The sequence below is a fragment of the Emticicia sp. MM genome (assembly GCF_001649495.1).
The window spans coordinates 47,181-64,764 of sequence record NZ_LXHX01000065.1; the positions used below are offsets into that span (position 1 = coordinate 47,181).

General features: G+C 35.4%; 17 protein-coding genes. 5 read left to right on the top strand and 12 right to left on the bottom strand.

The window, feature by feature from the left end; translation table 11 throughout:
* Nucleotides 1-221: 221 nt before the first annotated feature.
* The 6 genes from A6M55_RS08010 to A6M55_RS08035 all read right to left on the bottom strand — a co-directional run bounded on the left by A6M55_RS08010 (nucleotide 222) and on the right by A6M55_RS08035 (nucleotide 5,118).
* Nucleotides 222-893: a DUF2490 domain-containing protein gene (locus A6M55_RS08010; protein ID WP_015027757.1), complete on the bottom strand. Its 672-nt coding sequence runs from the start codon at nucleotides 891-893 to the stop codon at nucleotides 222-224.
* A gap of 34 nt (nucleotides 894-927) precedes the next feature.
* Nucleotides 928-1,587 (bottom strand): DUF2490 domain-containing protein, encoded by a 660-nt coding sequence (locus A6M55_RS08015; RefSeq protein ID WP_064197166.1) that lies wholly within the window; start codon nucleotides 1,585-1,587, stop codon nucleotides 928-930.
* Between the two features lie 46 nt (nucleotides 1,588-1,633).
* Nucleotides 1,634-2,269: a DUF4956 domain-containing protein gene (locus A6M55_RS08020; RefSeq protein WP_015027755.1), complete on the bottom strand. Its 636-nt coding sequence runs from the start codon at nucleotides 2,267-2,269 to the stop codon at nucleotides 1,634-1,636.
* Nucleotides 2,238-3,038, bottom strand: coding sequence for a polyphosphate polymerase domain-containing protein (locus A6M55_RS08025; protein ID WP_015027754.1), 801 nt, complete (start codon nucleotides 3,036-3,038; stop codon nucleotides 2,238-2,240). Before A6M55_RS08025 ends, A6M55_RS08020 begins: the two co-directional genes overlap by 32 nt.
* 30 nt (nucleotides 3,039-3,068) lie before the next feature.
* The gene (locus A6M55_RS08030; protein ID WP_041693386.1) at nucleotides 3,069-3,542 is read right to left on the bottom strand and encodes a hypothetical protein; all 474 of its coding nucleotides are present in this window, start codon (nucleotides 3,540-3,542) and stop codon (nucleotides 3,069-3,071) included.
* Between the two features lie 217 nt (nucleotides 3,543-3,759).
* Nucleotides 3,760-5,118, bottom strand: coding sequence for a CotH kinase family protein (locus tag A6M55_RS08035; RefSeq protein ID WP_064197167.1), 1,359 nt, complete (start codon nucleotides 5,116-5,118; stop codon nucleotides 3,760-3,762).
* A gap of 199 nt (nucleotides 5,119-5,317) precedes the next feature.
* On the opposite strand from A6M55_RS08035, the gene A6M55_RS08040 reads away from it, so the two are divergent.
* Together A6M55_RS08040 and A6M55_RS08045 are read left to right on the top strand one after the other, a co-directional pair.
* Complete coding sequence (locus tag A6M55_RS08040) at nucleotides 5,318-6,067, top strand: LytTR family DNA-binding domain-containing protein (RefSeq protein ID WP_015027751.1); 750 nt, start codon at nucleotides 5,318-5,320, stop codon at nucleotides 6,065-6,067.
* An 88-nt stretch (nucleotides 6,068-6,155) separates the two neighbouring features.
* Entirely contained in the window at nucleotides 6,156-8,792 is a 2,637-nt protein-coding gene (locus tag A6M55_RS08045; protein WP_064197168.1) for a TonB-dependent receptor, read from the top strand.
* A 53-nt stretch (nucleotides 8,793-8,845) separates the two neighbouring features.
* Here the strand turns inward: A6M55_RS08045 and A6M55_RS08050 are convergent, their stop codons facing one another.
* Together A6M55_RS08050 and A6M55_RS08055 are read right to left on the bottom strand one after the other, a co-directional pair.
* On the bottom strand, nucleotides 8,846-9,301 hold the full coding sequence (locus A6M55_RS08050; protein ID WP_052315337.1) for a hypothetical protein: 456 nt from the start codon (nucleotides 9,299-9,301) through the stop codon (nucleotides 8,846-8,848).
* A 31-nt stretch (nucleotides 9,302-9,332) separates the two neighbouring features.
* Nucleotides 9,333-10,142: an aminoglycoside 6-adenylyltransferase gene (locus A6M55_RS08055; RefSeq protein ID WP_064197169.1), complete on the bottom strand. Its 810-nt coding sequence runs from the start codon at nucleotides 10,140-10,142 to the stop codon at nucleotides 9,333-9,335.
* 142 nt (nucleotides 10,143-10,284) lie between these two features.
* Between A6M55_RS08055 and A6M55_RS08060 the strand changes: the two genes are divergently transcribed.
* A complete protein-coding gene (locus A6M55_RS08060) occupies nucleotides 10,285-11,826 on the top strand; it encodes a M20/M25/M40 family metallo-hydrolase (RefSeq protein WP_064197170.1) in 1,542 nt (513 codons plus the stop codon).
* A 64-nt stretch (nucleotides 11,827-11,890) separates the two neighbouring features.
* On the opposite strand, the gene A6M55_RS08065 is transcribed toward A6M55_RS08060, so the two are convergent.
* From A6M55_RS08065 to A6M55_RS08080, 4 genes are all read right to left on the bottom strand, one after another.
* Entirely contained in the window at nucleotides 11,891-12,328 is a 438-nt protein-coding gene (locus A6M55_RS08065; RefSeq protein ID WP_015027746.1) for a GNAT family N-acetyltransferase, read from the bottom strand.
* Nucleotides 12,329-12,757, bottom strand: a complete 429-nt coding sequence (locus A6M55_RS08070) for a GNAT family N-acetyltransferase (RefSeq protein ID WP_064197171.1) — start codon at nucleotides 12,755-12,757, stop codon at nucleotides 12,329-12,331.
* Nucleotides 12,758-12,828: 71 nt separating this feature from the next.
* On the bottom strand, nucleotides 12,829-13,386 hold the full coding sequence (locus A6M55_RS08075) for a DUF4256 domain-containing protein (protein ID WP_064197172.1): 558 nt from the start codon (nucleotides 13,384-13,386) through the stop codon (nucleotides 12,829-12,831).
* Nucleotides 13,387-13,410: 24 nt separating this feature from the next.
* On the bottom strand, nucleotides 13,411-13,827 hold the full coding sequence (locus tag A6M55_RS08080; protein ID WP_015027743.1) for a DUF1801 domain-containing protein: 417 nt from the start codon (nucleotides 13,825-13,827) through the stop codon (nucleotides 13,411-13,413).
* A 327-nt stretch (nucleotides 13,828-14,154) separates the two neighbouring features.
* On the opposite strand from A6M55_RS08080, the gene A6M55_RS08085 reads away from it, so the two are divergent.
* Nucleotides 14,155-15,138 carry a hypothetical protein gene (locus tag A6M55_RS08085; RefSeq protein WP_156511007.1) on the top strand — a complete coding sequence of 328 codons (984 nt, stop codon included), beginning with the start codon at nucleotides 14,155-14,157 and terminating at the stop codon, nucleotides 15,136-15,138.
* A 101-nt stretch (nucleotides 15,139-15,239) separates the two neighbouring features.
* A complete protein-coding gene (locus A6M55_RS08090) occupies nucleotides 15,240-17,525 on the top strand; it encodes a sialate O-acetylesterase (RefSeq protein WP_015027741.1) in 2,286 nt (761 codons plus the stop codon).
* The last annotated feature ends 59 nt before the right edge of the window (nucleotides 17,526-17,584 follow it).

A 17,584-nucleotide genomic window follows, 5' to 3' on the forward strand; every position in this document is an offset into this window, starting at 1 on the left:
AATATGCAAGATTTTTTTCTTTTAATATTTTAACACTTTGGCACAGTAAATAATTCTATATTAATGACAAATAATAGCTCGTATTGGTTCGATTAGAGTGCCTTTAATTTGGTAGAAATATTGCAATGAAGGGTAGTTCAATTGACTCAAAATTTTAAAATAATGTTTCTCATTAGAATAATATTATATAGATTATCCGTAGGGGGGGGACGAAGTACATATCAAGGCTTAATTTCAAACTCTAAACTTAAACCAAGAATTTGGTTGGTATCGGGATATTTTTTATTTACTTCGGGTTGCCAAATGTAATAGATTGTAGCATACTTATTTTTGTTGTATTCATAAGTGAGGCCGACGGAGTTTTGCCAAAAAGAAGTAGAAAGGGGCTTTCCAGATTTGATTTTAAAAAAAGGCTCAGCGTAGGCGTACGTTTCCCAATGTTTATTGATTTTATATCTAAGGCCAGAGCGAAGGCGTAGAAAACTTTCACTATCATTATTAGAGCTTTCGTCGTTGATAAAATATTCTTTCTGATATTGTATCATCGGTCGAGTGAAAAAAGTAAAGCCATTAGTTTTAAATTGAGCATTAGTACCAATCAAAAATCGGTGGTATTGATTGCCTTCTACCCAAGCCAAACGGTAATTAGCTAAAACTCTTATATATTTATTAACTCTTTTTTCTCCTTCTAAAAATAAGTAAGAACCACGATAATTGCTTGAATTTTCATTGAGTCGAACTCGAAAGCGGCTCGAAAGTTTCCAACCCTTTTTTAAATTTAATTTAACAGCAGCATCATACCAAGTCTGGAAATCAGTGACAGATTTTTGAGCAAAAACCGTTAAAGATAACCCCAACAAAAGAGTAGTAAGTATTACTTTTCGAGTAAACATTTTGGTAATAGGGATTAGGTTGAATTTGGCCACTTTACTTGGCTTTGATGCCAAAAATGAAATTGATTCCTACGATATTTTTAGTGTCGGGATATTTTTTATTTACATCAGGCTGCCAAATATAATAGAGATTTACGCTTTTATTCTTCAGGTATTCGTAAGTTATTCCTGCACGATTTCTCCAAAAATCAGTTTCAAAAACTCCTTCATTATCATGCATGAATGTTTCGGTAGAAATACTAAAATCTAACTTTTTGCTTACTGCATATTTTAGACCTAATCTTGTACGCCAATATTTTTCGGCCGTACCTTCATCATCGCCAATGAAAGTTTGTTTTTGTGTTTGATAGGTTTCACGTAGTGAGAAAGTAATTCTTTTTACTTTATATTTTCCTTCGATATTACCCGCAAAACGGTGAAAATTTTCACCATTTATAATACCAAAACGATAGGCTGCTCCTACCGAAAGGTATTTGTTGATTTTTTTATCGCCTTCAAGGTAAAAGTATGAACCTCGATAATTGCTTGAATTTTCATTAAATTTAGCCCTGTATTCAGTTCCTAAACTCCAACCTTTCTTGAAATCAATGTCGAGTGAAATAGCAGGGCGAGTCTGAAAATCTACTTCCGATTTTTGGGCATAAGTACCAAGCGAAATTAATAATAGAGTAAATATTTTAAGATATTTTGTCATAAAGGAAATGTTTCAGTTTAAATTCACATGCTAATTGATATATAGATTAATCGAAATAGTAAATTGTCATTCTAGTAGCATCTTTCAGGAAGTCAATTTCTTGAATTTCTACACGATGTATATTCAAGCCTGTGCGTTTTTTCAAATCCTCTAATAAATCGGAGCGTCTTTCTGGTGTAATAAGGTTGATATTATCATAAATTAATGATTTAGTAAATTCCTTCTTTATTAACCAATTACTTTCTAAGAGAAAAGTAGCCAATAGAATTATACCATTGAGTAAAGTAAGTTCGTCCCAACCGCCTTTACTGATGGCTGATAGCAGACCTATAGCAATGACTAAGAAAAGGTAGGTCATATCTTTGGGCGAGATACTTTCGGTGCGGTAACGTAGCATTGAAAATACGGCAAATAAACCAAAAGCGGCACCCATTGACATTTCAACTTTATTAAGCAAATAAGTTATTAAGAAAATAACCAAGTTGAAGGCAAAAAACGTTAGATATTGATCGGCTTTTTTGTAGTTACGATAAAAAATAAGTCTAATAAGCACAAATACTGACAAGAGGTCGATGAATAGCCTCACAAAGAACTTATTGGAAAGTTTCTCGAACAATTCAAAAGAAGCTGTTTGAACAGATTGTAAAGTATCAGGCGATAGCGTTTGCTGTAAAAGATTCATATTGGAGTAAGGTTTTTGAAATTCTTCTTAGGTGTTTTTTGAAATTATTTTTCTTGATGTTTTCAAAGAGGCTAATGATACCGAAACAGTATTTACTAATTGAACCTGATTTTAAATGATGTTTTTTCAGAATATCAAGAATTGGTGATGCTCCCATGCGTTCTTGCTTGATTTCAGCGATGGCAATTTGAGCGAATTGTACTTCTTTAGAATTGTTCTTAAATGTTAGTTGTAAATCAATCGTAAGGCGTTCGGTTGTATGTTTGCTCACTAGTGTTAGTCGACTATAATTTACCCACATAATTCCTTGGAGATTTTCGGGGTTAAGTGGACTAATTCTACCAAGAAATGCCGAACTATCATCGGATAAGTAACTTTCGTTAATTCCATTGATTTTAATTCTTTTTTTGATGGTTCGACCGCGATTATTTTTCAGTTTCACCTCAAAAAACTGCAAATTAGAACCCACATAGTTTCTTGAACGAACTTTATAACGATTTTGCTTCCCTACTTGATGTTGATGGTATAGCGTTAAATCTTTTGTATCATAATAGAGCGTTTGATAAGGGCAAATACGTTCTTGATTAATCTCTAAAAGTCGGTAATGTTGTCTGGCATCAGCCAGAATAGTTGGCAATAAATTGAGTGGAATAAGATATTTTACATCAACTCTATCCATTAGCTTGACCTTTTCCATTTCTGTTAAAGCAATGGGGTCAAATAATTGGACTTCCTTTTTTATTTTTTCGAAAAAAACAGTTGTTGTCATTGTTTAGACATTGTTTTTTGAAGTTCAGGTCTAAAATTCATAAATGTATTTTTTGCTCTGGATTAATTTCCCGTTGGCATCATAGGTGCGTTTTTCACTTCTAAGTCCTTTATTATTAATTACATACGATGTTTTGGCAACTATGGTATTTTTTCCATCGTATTGTATTTCTTCAATTTTCTCTCCTTCGCCATTATATTTATACACTTCTTTACTAATTTGTCGGCCTGCGGAATCATAAACAATTTCTTCAGTTTTATTACCATCTTTGTTGAACTTATTGGCAGTTTTTGCCTTCAAAATGCCATTTTTATCATAATTTATTTCAAGAATAGTCTCGCCTTCTTTATCGAATTTTCTTACAACATCATTGTGTACTACTTCTTTACCATTTTCATATTCTAAGACTACTTCTGTAATGCCTTTTACACCATTTTTACGAATGTCTTTTTTCGACTGTGCCCAAAGACTGAATGGCATTAAAAGCAGGATTAGGATTTTCATATTACTTATTTTTATATTCACATGGTTTTTTAAAAGATACCAATCTGTAAAGATAATTGACTTAGATGGTTTTAATAGTTTGTATTTACCAACGGTTATTTTTCTTGATTTGTAGAGACTATTCTTTATTTAAAGCAATTTTGTCAAGAAAATCAGTTCATTAAATTAATGCAAAACGCATTATTTGAAACGTACAAATAAGTTTTGTATATATTTTTTATTTCAAGAAGCTGGCAACGGCCTGATTTCTACCAACTACGTGTTGTTTTAAAACTGGTAAAGCCGCTGTGAAACTGGCAGTATTGGTAAGATTTGAATAGGGCTTTTCTTCTTTTTCTGTGCCATTTACATAAGGCGTAATCAAATTAGTGGCTTTATCGAAAAGTTCGTTCATTTTATTTGTAGTGAAAACGTTATCGTTAAAATCTTTTACATAGGCCTTGTATTTGACATAATAGATAGGGTCGTTGGCTACATAATTAATCAGTGGCCAACTATTGGCAACTCCTGCCAGCGATAACTGCACACGAGTTTGCGAAGTAAGAGCTTCATTGTTATCCCACGGAATCCACATGAGTTTTTTAGTTGAATGATTATAGAGATAGTGATTATGTGCCATTCCGCCGTAAGTATCCCAGTTGACAAGCGTAGAATTAACCGCCAACCACTTGATAAAATGGTCCATATTAAAGACCGTTTCTAGGTTTTCTCGCCATTGGGTAGGGTTAGAAGTACGAGTTGAAGCGTTTAATGTGGTAATGACTGCTTGTATATCGCTCCAGTCGGCTGTATCTTCATTATTTTTCTTTTCGAATTGAGCTTGTGAAAAACTCTGGAATGTTGATTCTGGCTTATAAAGATTGCCTTTTTCTTCACCAAATTGAGCTTTGAGCATATTGTCTTCAATGGCCTCAATCATGGTATAAACACCACAGTATTTAAGCCCATCGCCAAAATTAATATATACTTTATAGAAGGCCGTTTGTGCAGCAGGAATTCCAGCCATTCGGAAAATATCGGCTGTTACTTTTTCTCTAATCAAAGAATTATCCTTGAATGCGGGTGACATCGAAACTTCTTTGAAACCATAAAAGCGTTGGTCTTTAATTTCGGGATACTTGTCTTCAAACTCATCGAATTGCATTCGAAAAGGGAGTTTATAAATACCACTACGCCAAATTGATGATAAACTTGAATTACCTTTGAGTCTGAAACCAACGTTATTCCATGTTTTATTATTGAACTTCATCGTTACCGAAACATACTTAGGCTCTGTGGTACTATTTACACCGCCGGGGCCACCACCTTGATTGCCACCTGCACCAAAATCAGCGCCTTTTACCGAAATCATATCGGTTTTAATTTCTTGCCAAGTTTGTTTGGTCATGATTATTTCAAGGGTATTTACTTTATCCTGAGGAAAGACGACATTATAGTCTGGGTCGGCATCATTACTGTGGCTTTCAGTTGTCCAGTCAGGATTGGTGCTAGTAGGAGTAATCGTTTCGGCGTTTTTCACACAGGCAGCTAAAAGCCAAATGGCCGCTGACATCAATAGGATTTTCGAAGGATTCATAAAGGTATCGTTAGTTTTCGGATATAGACGAAATAATGTATCAAAGCGTTGTTTTGATGCCTTTTTAGATAAAAAATTGCGTTTTAAATACAAAATCCTGTATTATAATTTGTTCTACGTAATTTTGTAACGCAAATTTTATTTCGCCAACACCGAAATTCTCTGTCTGAAAGCGGAAATCTCGATACTCAAATTGTCAATGAATATTCTTTTAGTAGAAAAAGATGAAAATAATTTAAAGCTAATGTTGCAGACAATAGCCGAAAATTATGCCATGGCACAAATTGAGCATTGTAGCACCAACGAAAACTTAAAGACTTTGCTTTGTTCGGGTGTAGCATTTGATTTAGCATTGTGTGAGGTAGAACTAGTTGATGGGCTTATTTTTGAGGTTTTTCAAGAAATTCATCCGAGTTTCCCAGTTGTTTTTATGTCGGCGTATGATAAGTATTGGTCGCAAGCCATGATTTTTAATGCCCTCGACTACTTGCGAAAACCTATTGGTAGAGAGGAAATTTTGAGAGTATTTGATAAATATGATGCACTGAAAAATCATTTTTTAAAGCGTTTTTCGGCCGATAATGTTTCAAAAAATAACAAAAGTGTTTTTCAAAAAGACCGCCTTATTGCTAAGAAAGGAACCAATTATTATGTAATTCCAACTCAAAATATTGCGTTTATTTACACCGAATCGAGAATTGTATTTTTAATAGACCAATCGGGCGAACGATATACGGTAGAACGTAGTCTGAGCGACCTTGAAGTGGAACTGCCAAGCCGAGATTTTTTTCGTGTAAACCGCAAATTTATTGTGCATATCAATGCCATTCTTAGCTTCAAACCTTCTTTTAAGGGTAAAATTGCTCTTGAACTTATGCACCTTGCAAAAGCTGAAGTAAGTATCAGCCAAGAAAATGCTACACAATTCAAAAAATGGATTGAGGAATAGAAATTAGTTTATAGCCATTTGTCAACGGTCAGCAGATATTTTATTGACCCTTGTTTTGTCTATTGCCTAAAAATTTAAACCAACGAAAATGAAAAAAACAATTACAACTTTTAGCAGTATTTTAATTTCACTATTTGCCTTTTCGGCATCTGCTCAACTCGATAGCGTACAAAAACTCAATGAAGTGGTTATTTCTGCTTCCAGAATCGAAGAAAATATCTTCAAAGCCCCTATTTCAGTTACCAAAATTTCGGCTTTACAATTACAAAATTCGCCTAATATCGAATTAATCTCATCTTTGGCCCGCTACAAAGGTATTGATGTCAATCAATCGAGTTGGTTTGTTACGAGCCTAAGTACACGCGGTTTTAATAGTGCTAAGGCCGAGCGTTTGCTGCAATTGGCTGATAATGTGGAGTTTATGTCGCCAACTTCGTCTCTCTATGGAGGTAACTGGATGGGAACTCCCGAATTAGACATAGATAATATCGAAGTTATTTACGGGGCTAATTCTGCATTGTATGGCTCGGGTGCATTGAATGGTGTTGTTTTGATGACTTCAAAAGACCCTTTTAAAAACCAAGGGCTTACGGTCTCGCTTCGTGGAGGTTCTCGCTTATTATTTGATACTCAAATTCGATATGCACAGGTTTTTGCCAAACGTTTTGCCTTTAAACTAAATGCCAATTTTATTTCAGCGAATGAATTTTTGGGTGAATCAGATGCGGCCATTAAGGCCAGAACGGCAGGTGGTTTGGCTGGTTCTGATGCGGCTAACAATGCTTATGGTTCGCCTTTTGGCTGGAATAAACTTAATTATTTTGGTGATATTGGCTCAACAATTACCGACCCTAATTTTACTAAATACAACGATGGAAAGCCTTATAGAATCTATATGCCGGGCTTTAAAGAAGGCGAAATATTAACAGCAAATGATGGTAATAAGTTTGGCTTTGGTGGTGATTTTAAAGCAGGAAATCTTCGTTTGAATCCTTCCTTGCATTTCAAAATTAATGATAAAACTAGGGCGTCTTATGAATACCGCAAGACATTCGGAAATGGTATTTTTCAAAGTACCAGCCGCTTTGCTTGGCGAGAAATGGAATATGATTTGCACAAATTTGAGGTGAAGAATGACCGTTGGTTTGTACGTGCCTATTCGGTTTATGATTATGGTGGAAAAGCCTATGAGTTGGGCGGTGTAGCCAATGCTTTACAGAATATGCGAATGACCAATCCTGCCAATGGAACGTATCCGACCATTGCTGCCAATTATTTTAATGCATGGAATCAGATTTTTGCTGCCGCTCGTGGTAATGGATTCTTAGGTGGTATGCTCGCTGGCGTCTATACACCCGATGGCGTAAATGGAGGTGTGCCTTTTGGCTTTAGTTTACCAGCGATACAAGGTGGACAAAGTATAGAAAATGCGGCAAAATTGGCTTTTAATCTCACCCAAAACCTTCAACTTAAGGCCAATCCTGTTGGAGTATCAAATTCAGTATTTCAGGCGGTCACTCAGAAAGTTGCCAATGGCATTGGAGATTTGAATATCAATGGAGCAACCATAAAAGGAGCAGCTTTTGCCAATAATGCCCGAAATATTGATTTCTCTGCTCAACGCGAATTTCGTCTCAAAACTACCAATATTGTACTCGGAGGGGCTTATCGTAAATATATTCTAAAATCGGGCGGTACTTTATTGATGGATGGCATTTATTCTCCATTAAATTCAGAGCAACGTAACCAGATAATTAACTGGGAAACAGGAGCTTATGGGCAAATTCAACAAAAGTTATTCGATGAAAAGCTAACGCTTGCTGCGGCTGCTCGGGTAGATGCATTTAAGAATTTCGACACAAAGTTTTCTCCACGTATTTCGGCAGTTTACGCAGCGGGCCGACATAATTTTAGAGCAAATTATGCTACTGCGTATCGGGCACCTGCCCAACTTGACCAATTCATTTACTTAGATTATGGTAGTATTTTATTAATCGGGAATACTCAAAATGGATTCAAAGGCCTAAACTCGGCGGGCACGGCTTCTTATGAAGTGTCAAAATTAGCTCCAGAAAAAATGAATTCATGGGAAGTGGGTTATAAAGCATTACTAAGCAAAGATTTACAAGTTGATTTGAGTTATTATCGAAGTTTATATAATGGCTTTATCGGAATTGTACGTTTCCAAGGGCGTGAAGATGGCGTGGTGCCAGCAGGTGATTTTGCCAAGAAAACAGGAGACTGGGCGAAGCCAGTCAGCGACCGTACTCGTGGAAGATTTATCCAAACTTGGGCTAATTTTGATAAGCCTGTCACGACACAGGGTGCATTTATTAGTGTAGATTACCGAGTAAATAAGCAAGTTAGTGTGTATGGAAATTATACATGGTCGAAAATATCAGATATTCAAGGTTTGATAGCTGGTTTTAATACGCCTACGCATAAGTTTAATATTGGGGTTAATGGAGTCTTAGCGAATGACTTAACATATGCCGTAAATTATCGCTGGAATAGTACTTATACTTATTTTATGCCTTTTGATGAGGGAGAAATTAAGGCTTTCGGAACACTTGATGCACAATTAAATTATCAAGTAAAACCATTGAAAACCACCTTTAGATTAGGTGGAACAAACTTGACGAATGCCAATGCCATAACAGTTTATGGTTCTGCACCAATCAGCAGAATTGTTTACGTGGGAGCAATTTTTGATTTGAAATATTGAGGTATATAAAGCATTTGTGCCTCATCTCAAAGATGAGGCACAAATGCTTTATATCATTTATCTGCACCACTTTTGTATAGCAATTTTTTATTGGCATCTTCCAAGGTATAAACTTCTTTATTTTGGCTAAGTGTATATTTATCGTTTTTCCAAAGACTAGTTTTAGCATCTTTATTCAAAATGACTGATGCTTTTTCACCCACTAAGAATAACTCAACTTGCTCTTTGGCTGAATCTGATTTGAAAACTGCAAAAGCCGAAAAGGATTTTTCTAATTCAGCGGCAACTGGGTCTAATCTTTGTCCTGATTCAAAGATTCTGATACAATCGTTTTTTAAGACTGACCACTGATAACCAGCTGAAGGCTTGCAGCCATGTTCATCGGTATCATTGCCAACTATCGGCGGTGATTGCTCGGCTTTGGTAGTATCTTGTTGTTGGGTATTATTAGTAGTTGAACAAGCCATAAGGGTAGTTATTAAGGTGAGAATAGAAAGAGTTTTTCGCATAATTGATTAGGTTTGAATAAAAAATAGGTAATTAATGATCGTTCATTTGCTTTATTTCTTCGAAATACTGCATCACTCTAAGTTCAGTTTCTTGCTGAAATTGTATTTCTGAGGAGAAAAGCTGAACTCGTAAATTTCGATAAATTTCAATGGCTTTTGATAAACTTTCTAATAAAGATTTTCGGTCATAACTTGGAATCGTTGCTTTCAAATCAGCAAAATCATTTTTGGTAATTTGTGTTTCAACTTTTCGAACTCCTCTCGGCAGGTTTTCATTTTTAATATGTAGAAGAGGCCCGAGCACCACCATTCGCATAAATCCCATAAAATCAAGAGCTTCGGTCAATTCACCACGTCCAATTTTGAGGAGGGCATAGTGCACCCAAATCCAGAATCTATCTTCTATCCACTGATAATCTGGATAAGGGAAATTGTAATGAGTATGTTCAATAATTTTTTGAAGTTGGTTGTCAGTATCGAGCAAAATAACAGGGTTTTCAACACGATACGCAAACTCTTCTAATGTAACAAACTTAATATCTACGTGCAAAAGAGGTGAATCGTATAAACAAATCAGCACACGAGGTTCACCCACGTGTTCGCCCGTGAATCCCGATAAAAAATGCCCTAGACGTTTAGCGTAAGTGAGCATTAAATTTTTATCATGCGTGATTTTCTCTTTTGTTACTAAAACCAAATCAAGGTCTGAAAATTGGTCGATTTCATCGGTAATCCAAGAACCTGCCGCTGCTAACCCAATTACTGAGCTATCATCTTTTAAAACTTCAATACAATTTTGTGCAAAGGCTTGTTGTATGTTCATTTCAAATGTTATTTGCATTATATTCAAAGTTAAGAAAAATATACACAAATCAGCTTTTATGCTTTGTTAATCGCTTTATCAAGCTAATTAATCTCAAATTTTTGAGGCTATCGAATATTACTTATATCTTTATCACACAACAAACTGAACTTATCTATATATGAAAAAACTCCTACCTCTTATTGCCATTAGTATGCTTTCTGTGGCTACTGTCAAAGCCCAAGAAGAAAAAATCGACTTAGAAATGACGAAGAAGATTCGTCAAGAAGGCCTTCAAAAATCAAAAGTAATGGATATTGCTTTTAATCTCACCGATGTCAATGGCCCACGTCTTCAGGGGTCTCCAGGTTATATGAAAGCTGCCAATTATGCCAAAAATAAACTTTCAGAATGGGGTTTAGAAGACGCAAAATTAGAAGCATGGGGTGAATTTGGGAAAGGTTGGGAATTGAAGAAAAGCTACATTGCCATGACCGAACCTTATTATCGTCCATTAATAGCGTATCCAAAAACTTGGACGGCTGGAACTAAGGGAAAATTGAAATCAGCAGAAATTTTATTGATTGACGAAACCGATACGCTTGGACTAGAAAATTATCGTGGAAAACTTAAAGATAAAGTTATTTTACTTTATAAAAACGATAAAATTCAACCTTCATTCAAACCAGATGCTACACGTTATACAGATGAAGAGTTAGAGAAAATGGCTAGTGCTTCAGCAACAGCCACCACTCAACCAGATACTGCTTTTCGTTCAATGATGCAGGCGATGCGTAGAACGAATATGCTTTCTACAAAAACTAAAGATATGGCAAAGAAAGAAGGAGCTTTGGCACTTTTGAGCATGAGTGCAAGAGGTAAAGATGGTACGTTGTTTGTCTCAGGTGGTGGCTCTTATAAAGCCAACGAGCCAGAAGGTTTACTCGATATTATGCTTACAGCCGAAGATTATCTTTCGCTTTGTAGATTAACCAAAGCGGGCATTCCTGTAAAATTAGAATTAGACGTAAAAACGAAGTTTTATACTGAAGACTTAAGAGGCTATAATGTTTTGGCTGAAATTAAGGGCACAGACCCTAAATTGAAAGAAGAGGTTGTGATGTTGGGTGCTCACCTTGATTCGTGGCAAAGTGCAACAGGTGCTACAGATAATGCTGCTGGTTCGGCAGTTATGATGGAAGCTGTAAGAATCTTGAAAACCTTGAATGTACAACCTCGTCGTACGATTAGAATAGCTCTTTGGAGTGGCGAAGAACAAGGACTTTGGGGCTCAAGAAATTATGTAAAAAATCATTTAGCAGATGCCAATGATTCTAAGAAAAGCAATGCAGAAGGCGAAAAAGTAGCGGCTTATTTCAATGTAGATAATGGTACTGGAAAAATCAGAGGTATTTATTTGCAAGGCAATGAAGCATGTCGTCCGATTTTTACTAAGTGGTTTGAGCCATTCCATGATTTAGGAGCAAAGACCGTTACGATAAGAAATACTGGCGGTACTGACCACTTGTCATTTGTTGGTGTTGGAATTCCAGGTTTTCAGTTCATTCAAGATGAAATTGAATACAATACTCGTACTCACCATACAAACATGGATTCTTATGACCACCTTCAGCCTGAAGATTTGAAACAAGCCGCAACTATTGTAGCATCATTTGTATATAATGCAGCTATGCGAGATGAAAAATTACCAAGAAAAAAATAAAAATCAGAAACGATTGAATGATAAAAGCCACCTTATTTTAAGGTGGCTTTTATTTCGATTACTTTTAAAGTCGCATTTTTAAAATAGGATAGGGCTTCCCACATCCATCAAGAGGGGTTCGGTCGAAAATTTTAAAACCTATTTTTTTGTAGAATTTTATGGCATTTTCATTGTCTTCATTGACTTCTACTTCATTGACTTTTAGCTCGTTAATGGCAAAGAGTGTGAGTTGTTTTCCTAAACCTTTTCCAATATAATTGGGGTTTAAAAAAAGCATTTCGAGTTTATTTTCGGCAACTCCCATAAAAGCAATGAGTTCATCAGTTGCAGTAAATGAGCAATACACATCAAATTCATTGAAATTGATGCCTTCTACCAAAGATTTATAAAAAAGAATATCCTCTTCACTCAAAAAATGGTGCGTAGCCCTTACCGAACTTTCCCACACTTTAATGAGTTCTTGTCGGTAATTATCAGTGTATTTTTTTAATTGAAAATCCATTTAAAGAGACATTTTATACACATTAGTTTCTTTCCTACTAAATCCAACGCGTGGGTAGAGTCTATTAGCTGCTTCACGAGTAGGATTAGATGTGAGCATCAGTAAACTAACTTCTTTTGATTTCACAAACGCAATGGCATGCTGAACTAGCTTTTCTCCCAAACCTTGCCCACGAGCGATATCATCCACTACCACATCTTCAATCCAAGCTTTTTTTCCAGTAGGGCTATAATAAATACCTACTGTAAGCATACCCAAAATATTTTCAGCCTCATCAAAAGCCAAAAATAAATGACTATTTTCTGAATGAATGAGGGCATCTAAAGTTTCAGTTGAAATGGTATATGGTGAACTAACTAATAAATCAATAAAATGTTGAACAGCAGTGTGTATCGTGGGCGAAGACGCAATAATTTCTCTGATTATCATAGTTAAAAATAGTTAGATTATGTATATGGAAAAACACAATTTATACATTGGTTATAGATAAAAATAAGTCTTTATACCCTCAAAAAACCGCGAAACCCTCTTGAGGCATAATATGATTCAGCACCATTGTGGTAAACAAATACATTCCCATAACGATAATCGGCAAATAATGCTCCACCTAGCTTACGAATATTGTCGGGGGTTTCTATCCAACTCGAAGTTTTAGCATCAAAATGCCCTAGTGTTTGCAAGTATCTATATTGTTGTTCATTCAAAATTTTAATGCCTATTTCTTCAGCCATATCGAGAGCGTTATTGGCAGGTTTATACTCTTTCCGTGATGCTAAAGCTTTGGCATCATAGCACACACTTCTCCGTCCTTTGGGCGATTCGGCCGAACAGTCGAAGAAAATATATTCATCAGTTTGGGCATCGTAATCAACCACATCAGGCTCACCACCTGTGGTTTCCATTTCATCGAGCGACCAAAGTTTTTCAGGGTTAGCCTCTAATTTTGCTTGGATTTTTGCCCAATCAAGTGCTTGATGTCGGCTAATGTTTTTCTCAAATCGAGTTTTTAGGATTTTTAATAAAACCTCCTTTTGTTCGATTGGTAATTGCTTTTTCATAGTATTTTTTATTTAGAGGAAATTTTAACCGTGTATTTCTTTGTTATAATTCACCGCAATATCAATCAATTCATTCAGTACTTCAAGATTTATATGACTTAGTTTTTTTATATAAATACAACCTTTGCCAGATTTGGTTTTGCCTAATTTGGTGAGTAAGGACTCTCTTTGGTCAGGTGGCAAATAAACGTACAAGGAAATGGCGGCTGCTCTCGGAGAAAAAGCGACAATTGGAGCATTACCTTCGTGTCCACTTGGATATTTATAATGATAACTACCAAATCCGATAATGCTTGCTCCCCACATTTTAGCTTGGAAGCTAGTCTGTTTTTCAAATATTTCTACTAATTGAGTACTATCATTTCGCTTCAACTCATCACTAATTCGATTAATGAAGTCGGTAACATCGGCGGTATTTTCGGTAGTTTTATTAGTAGCCATCGTTTGAAGAAGAATATGTAAGTTAGATTCTTTAGGAAATTTAAACAAAAAAGTTTTACATTTCAATGTTAACTCTTCTATTTGTAATTTTGGTTAGTGCCATTTAATAATAGATTTTTAGGAGGCTGTTTATACAATTAAAATATAAATTCATCTTAATTTATAAATCAAATACTTGAGTATTTTTGTTATCATCAATAAGAATAAAAGTATCTGTTCTCCAACAAGCAGGATTTAATATAAAAGATGAAAGTTTTATGGCACTTATTATTTACTTGTTTGCTCTTTAGTAAACCGCTTTTTGCACAGAGGCAAATCAATGTAAATATGGCAAAAGTTGATTTTAAACCTTCTTTCACCATAAATGGAGTAAAAGATGCTAGGCTAGATAAAGAAAATATTGGAATTATCATGAGTTCTTCAACTCAAACCGAATCACTACAGTTACAAGGAGGCTTAGAATTTAATCTGAAAAGAGCATTTACTCAAACAATTCCTCAAACAGACCTACCTTTACATTTGATGATAAAAATTCTTGAATTAAGATTTACAGAAACAAAACTTCCCAATAGTAATATTTCTGGACACGTGAGTATTCAACTTGCATTTGATCGAATAGGAAAGAAAGATACCGTTCAATTAACTGAGACAACTACAAGTACTTCATATATCAGGTCAAACTACTTGATGGATAATAAACAATATGAAGGCATTTTGAATAAATTATTGACCAAATCGCTGGAGTATTTTGATAAGTGGTTATTGGTGAATGGAACAAAACATGAGGCTTTGGTGAAGGGAATAAAGATGATATTTTTGCCTGAAACAGATGTAAATGATTCAGATACAATTTACTATCATACTCGAAAAATCACTTGGGATGATTTTAGAGGAAAACCATCTAATAGTAGATATGGGGCGGCAATATTTGCCAATTTTGCTTATACGGCAAGTTTTGAGGTTATTGATGGCTATATTGTTGCAAAAATTGCTACTAAAACATACATGGTTCGAGGTATGTCATGGGTGATACCACCTTCATTAAATGATTATGCATTGGCACATGAGCAATTACACTTCGACATTGCCAAACTTGTTGCCGAGCGTTTCAAAAAGAAAGTTTCAACGATGCAAGCTGATTTAATTATCGACCTAAACAGTATGATTCAATATGAATATTTAGAATCATATCGAGAAATGAATCGATTACAAAAACAATATGATACTGAAACCAATCACAGTATTATTCGTTCTGCACAAATGCTTTGGGAGCAAAAAATACAAGCATGGCTCAAAGAAATTGAAAACTAATAGGTACTAATTCTTGAAATAGTACAAAATTTTGAAATAAAATTTTAAGAAAATATTTATATTTGCACCGAAATTTCCTAACAAAAACACAGGATTGACTGATGCGAGAGCTTGTTTTGTTTTTTTCTTTATTGTTTATTAATATTAATGGATATTCTCAAATAACTATTAATTTACCACTATCAAGGAGTGTTTTCCAGCGAGATAAAAATAATAGTTCTATTATTTTTATTACTGGTCAATATGAAGATGTTGTTGAAAGGATAGAAGCTAGACTTGTTCCTATAAAAACTGGGCAAGGTGTAGCTACCGACTGGACTATAATTGCAGATAAACCGAAGTATGGTACCTTTACGGGTTCATTAAAAGGTGCCGGAGGTTGGTATGAATTACAAGTAAGAGGTTGGAAAAATGGGGCAGTGGTTAGTCAAAAATCGGTTGATAGAGTAGGTATTGGCGAAGTATTTTTAATTGCCGGACAATCTAATGCAGAAGGGAAAAGAAATTTTGGAGAAACAGCATCTGTCGATGACCGTGTTAATTGCTTTAATTATCAAAAGATAGATTTTCTTGATGAAATTCCCCCTTTTCAAGCTTTTTCTCATATAGAATTGAGCTCATCAATTGCCCCAAGAGGGCAAGGCTCTTGGTGTTGGGGTGAATTAGGAGATTTGCTCGCTAAACGTCTCAATGTACCAATTTTATTTTTTAATGCCGCCTACGAGGGCTCCAGTATTGAAAACTGGTATAGTAGTTCAATAGGTGTTGCAACTAAGCATCCGTTTTTTCAATTTACTTATCCAAACAATACGCCCTATTCATACCTGCGGATTTCGCTACAATATTATATCTCACAAATGGGTTTACGCTCAGTTTTGTGGGAGCAAGGTGAGGCAGAAGCAGAGTTGAAGACTACCCAAGATTATTATGCAAATGCCCTCAAAAAAGTCATAGAGAAAAGTCGACTCGATGCTGGTAAGAAGATAAGTTGGATGATTACTCGCACGTCACTCTATAAAATAGATCAATTATATCCGTCTGTTGTAAGTGCACAAAACAGTTTGATAAACCCAGCAGACTATATCTTTGAAGGGCCATTCACAGATTCTATCCAAGTGCCTCGCCCTGAGGGAGTTCATTTTACTAATGAAGGAATTTCAAACTTGGCAAAGGCATGGGATGCTAAAATGAATACGCAGTTTTTCAATCAATCTGTGCCATTTTTGCCTTCACCAATTTTATCTTTGAATGCTTCATGTTTGAGCAATGATAAAGTAACTCTAAGCGTTTCCAATGCATATACCGCCCAGCAGTGGTCAAATAATTTGATGGCTAATACACTTACAGCTTCAACGGGTTCATACAGCACCATCGTAAGAGACCAAACTGGTAATTACTCATTCACAAATACGATTGATGTAAAGAAAGTTTTTCCATCAGTTAAGCCATTTGCATACACTAAAATTAGTCCACAATTTTGTGAAGGAACTAGCACAGATTTATTGACTGATACCCCAGATTATACTTCTTTTCTTTGGAGTAATGGTGAATCAAAAAAGCAAATTACCGTAAAGTCATCAGGTTCATTTAGTGTACGAGGAATAGATGCTAATGGATGTGCTTCACCAGAATCAAACGCAATTGTAACCCAAGTTTTGCCTTTACCAGGGAAGCCTGTAATTTATCAGAGTGATTTAGCTGTTTGTGAAGGGAATTCTGTGACACTCGCCTCTACTAGTTTGAAGGAAAATATATGGAGCAATAATGAGGTAGCTCCAGTGATAACCATTCGGGCTGCGGGTGATTATAAGTTTACTGTAAAGGCAAAAGATGAAAATGGTTGTTATTCGGTTGATTCTGAGCCTGTTACTTTTTCAATAAAACCTCGACCTGAGGCACCGGAAATTGTGCAAGTGGGAGCTTTCACGCTCCAAGCAAAGCAAAAAATAGAAATCGGTGATTTAGCTTATGAGTGGAAAAGAGATAATGAAGTATTGAATAACAAAACTGCTTTTTTGAAAGCTACAACACCAAGTTTCTTTACAGTAACTGCATTAAAAAACTATTCAGTACCCAATAAAACACTTACTTGTCGTTCGAACCTTTCGGGGGCTTATTCATTTATTCCTGACCCCACAATTACTGATATAATCATTTATCCGATACCTACTACTAATGGTATAATTACTCTTGAGGCAAAAGATAATATTTCGGATATAATTTTAACTATTTACAATTTAAAAGGGGAACTTGTTTATTTTAATTCTATACCTACTTTATCAGAACGAAGAGTGGTAGATTTATCAAGTTTATCAGCAGGGAAATACATAGCAAAAATTACACACGGTGCTTTTGTGGAAACTAAAAATTTATTTATCCAGAAATAAATATAGGACTTTCGCTTTTGCGAAAGAGATTAAAAATAGTTAAGTTAGCTTCATGCTAA

What these genes read in the sequence shown, in the direction of transcription:
- A6M55_RS08010 (WP_015027757.1), bottom strand. Translation starts at nt 893, where the DNA reads ATGTTTACTCGAAAAGTAATACTTACTACTCTTTTGTTGGGGTTATCT.
- A6M55_RS08015 (WP_064197166.1), bottom strand. Translation starts at nt 1,587, where the DNA reads ATGACAAAATATCTTAAAATATTTACTCTATTATTAATTTCGCTTGGT.
- A6M55_RS08020 (WP_015027755.1), bottom strand. Translation starts at nt 2,269, where the DNA reads ATGAATCTTTTACAGCAAACGCTATCGCCTGATACTTTACAATCTGTT.
- A6M55_RS08025 (WP_015027754.1), bottom strand. Translation starts at nt 3,038, where the DNA reads ATGACAACAACTGTTTTTTTCGAAAAAATAAAAAAGGAAGTCCAATTA.
- A6M55_RS08030 (WP_041693386.1), bottom strand. Translation starts at nt 3,542, where the DNA reads ATGAAAATCCTAATCCTGCTTTTAATGCCATTCAGTCTTTGGGCACAG.
- A6M55_RS08035 (WP_064197167.1), bottom strand. Translation starts at nt 5,118, where the DNA reads ATGAATCCTTCGAAAATCCTATTGATGTCAGCGGCCATTTGGCTTTTA.
- A6M55_RS08040 (WP_015027751.1), top strand. Translation starts at nt 5,318, where the DNA reads ATGAATATTCTTTTAGTAGAAAAAGATGAAAATAATTTAAAGCTAATG.
- A6M55_RS08045 (WP_064197168.1), top strand. Translation starts at nt 6,156, where the DNA reads ATGAAAAAAACAATTACAACTTTTAGCAGTATTTTAATTTCACTATTT.
- A6M55_RS08050 (WP_052315337.1), bottom strand. Translation starts at nt 9,301, where the DNA reads ATGCGAAAAACTCTTTCTATTCTCACCTTAATAACTACCCTTATGGCT.
- A6M55_RS08055 (WP_064197169.1), bottom strand. Translation starts at nt 10,142, where the DNA reads ATGCAAATAACATTTGAAATGAACATACAACAAGCCTTTGCACAAAAT.
- A6M55_RS08060 (WP_064197170.1), top strand. Translation starts at nt 10,285, where the DNA reads ATGAAAAAACTCCTACCTCTTATTGCCATTAGTATGCTTTCTGTGGCT.
- A6M55_RS08065 (WP_015027746.1), bottom strand. Translation starts at nt 12,328, where the DNA reads ATGGATTTTCAATTAAAAAAATACACTGATAATTACCGACAAGAACTC.
- A6M55_RS08070 (WP_064197171.1), bottom strand. Translation starts at nt 12,757, where the DNA reads ATGATAATCAGAGAAATTATTGCGTCTTCGCCCACGATACACACTGCT.
- A6M55_RS08075 (WP_064197172.1), bottom strand. Translation starts at nt 13,386, where the DNA reads ATGAAAAAGCAATTACCAATCGAACAAAAGGAGGTTTTATTAAAAATC.
- A6M55_RS08080 (WP_015027743.1), bottom strand. Translation starts at nt 13,827, where the DNA reads ATGGCTACTAATAAAACTACCGAAAATACCGCCGATGTTACCGACTTC.
- A6M55_RS08085 (WP_156511007.1), top strand. Translation starts at nt 14,155, where the DNA reads ATGGCAAAAGTTGATTTTAAACCTTCTTTCACCATAAATGGAGTAAAA.
- A6M55_RS08090 (WP_015027741.1), top strand. Translation starts at nt 15,240, where the DNA reads ATGCGAGAGCTTGTTTTGTTTTTTTCTTTATTGTTTATTAATATTAAT.